Raw genomic sequence first — 1,853 nt, forward strand, 5'->3', positions numbered from 1 at the left:
GGATCGCGTCGCCGGGAGCGGGGGCCGTCAGGGAGAGCGTGGCGAGGTCGGGCCGGAGCCGGTCCACGGCGTGGGGACGCTCGCGCAGCACGTCGCCCTCCGGGCCTCCGCCGGTGGCGTCGTCCAGCAGACCGGCCTCGGAGAGACGCCCGACCAGCCCGTCCGCGTGATCCTCCGGCAGCCCCATCCGCACCGCCTCCTCACGCAGCAGCTCCATGCCCCGGGTGCCGTTGAGGAGGTCGAGGAAGGTGCCTGTCGCCGTGTCGACCGGCGCGAGCGTCATGGCGTGCGCCGGGGTCATCCCGAACTGCACCGTGTTCAGATCACGCCAGCCGCGGCGGAGCGCGGGCTTCACCCTGGGATGCACGACGACCAACCCTTCCGGCCCAACCGGCGCATCTCGCACCGGATGTGACCAAATCCACTGGAACGGCACGGAACGGGCCGTCGGTCGACAGCATGCCTCCATCCGCCCCATCGGTGCGGGCAGTTGTCCACAGGCACCTGGTATTCGTCGTACCAACTGCGGAACGGACGGCTCCGGCGGTGGGCATATCAGATCGGATCCGGTGTGCACCGGGGACGTCTCCTGTCGCAGGCGGTAACGTCAAGGGGTGCCCTCCGACGCTTCCTCCCACGCCGTGACACAGCCGAGCGGTGTCCCGGGCGTGTCCCCCCGGGTCCCCTCGGCGGACGCGGTGGAGGTGCGCAGGAGCGCCCGCAGACGCCGTACGGTCTCCGCCTACCGGGAGGGTGACCGCACCGTGGTGCTGATCCCGGCCCGCATGTCCGAGGCGGAGGAACGGCGCTGGGTGCGGGTGATGCTGGACAAGCTGGCCGCCCAGGAGAGCCGGCGCACCCTGGACGACTCGGAGCTGGGCCGGCGTGCCGCGCGGCTGTCCGAGCAGTACCTGGGCGGCCGGGCCAGACCCGTCACGGTGCGCTGGGTGACCAACCAGAACAGCCGCTGGGGGTCCTGCACCCCCGCCGAGGGAAGTATCCGGCTCTCCCACCGGCTCCAGGGCATGCCGGAGTACGTCGTCGACTACGTCCTGCTCCACGAACTGGCCCACCTGCTGGTCCCCGGTCACGGATCGGACTTCTGGCGACTGCTGGAGACGTACCCCCGTACCGAGCGGGCCCGGGGGTACCTCGAAGGAGTGGTGGCCGCGGAACGGTTGCCGCATCTGCCCGCCGCACGGCCCGGCGAGCCGGACTGAGTTGGTCCCCGTTCTGTAGCGGCTGTGTCCCGGCCGACCCGGTCCCCGGAATGACCAGCTAGCCTGACCGAGCATCTTTCGGGACCGGAATGGGGGACGGGCGTAACGCATGACCAGGGAATTCCAACGCGGCCACAAGGCCAGGATCAGTGATCTGACCGCGGGCACCGACCTCTACGTCGGTGTGCGGATCGCCGGGCCGGGGCTGAGCTTCGACATCAGCTGCTTCGGGCTGGACGCCGACGAGCGTCTCTCCGACGACCGCTACTTCATCTTCTACAACCAGCCGAAGTCGCCCGAGGAGGCGATCCAGCTGCTGGGCGAGCAGGCGGGCGACACGCAGTCCTTCCGGGTCACGCTGGACCGGATGCCGCCGGCGATCCAGAAGCTGTCGTTCACCGCGACCATCGACGGCGCCGGCCAGATGTCCCAGGTCGGGCCGGGTTACCTCCGGATCGTCGCGGGCGGCGAGGAGGTGGCCCGCTACCCGTTCGACGGCAGCGAGTTCTCCACCGAGCGCGCGGTGATGCTGGCGGACCTGTACCTCAAGGACGTCTGGCGCTTCGCCGCGGTCGGCCAGGGCTTCGACGGCGGCCTCGACGCGCTGCTGCGGAACTTCGGCGGCGAGGTCGC

Annotated in this window: 2 protein-coding genes and 1 pseudogene; 2 read left to right on the top strand and 1 reads right to left on the bottom strand. The window is 70.8% G+C overall.

The window, feature by feature from the left end:
- Window positions 1-367, bottom strand: a pseudogene (locus HW445_RS29325) (ThiF family adenylyltransferase); the annotation flags it as partial.
- 274 nt (window positions 368-641) lie between these two features.
- On the opposite strand from HW445_RS29325, the gene HW445_RS29330 reads away from it, so the two are divergent.
- Complete coding sequence (locus tag HW445_RS29330; protein WP_374939717.1) at window positions 642-1,220, top strand: M48 family metallopeptidase; 579 nt, start codon at window positions 642-644, stop codon at window positions 1,218-1,220.
- Between the two features lie 109 nt (window positions 1,221-1,329).
- A partial coding sequence (locus HW445_RS29335) for a TerD family protein (RefSeq protein ID WP_180223855.1) occupies window positions 1,330-1,853 on the top strand: 524 nt, incomplete at its 3' end.

Source organism: Streptomyces sp. UH6 (genome assembly GCF_013421635.1).
Classification (GTDB): Bacteria; Actinomycetota; Actinomycetes; order Streptomycetales; family Streptomycetaceae; genus Streptomyces; species Streptomyces abyssomicinicus.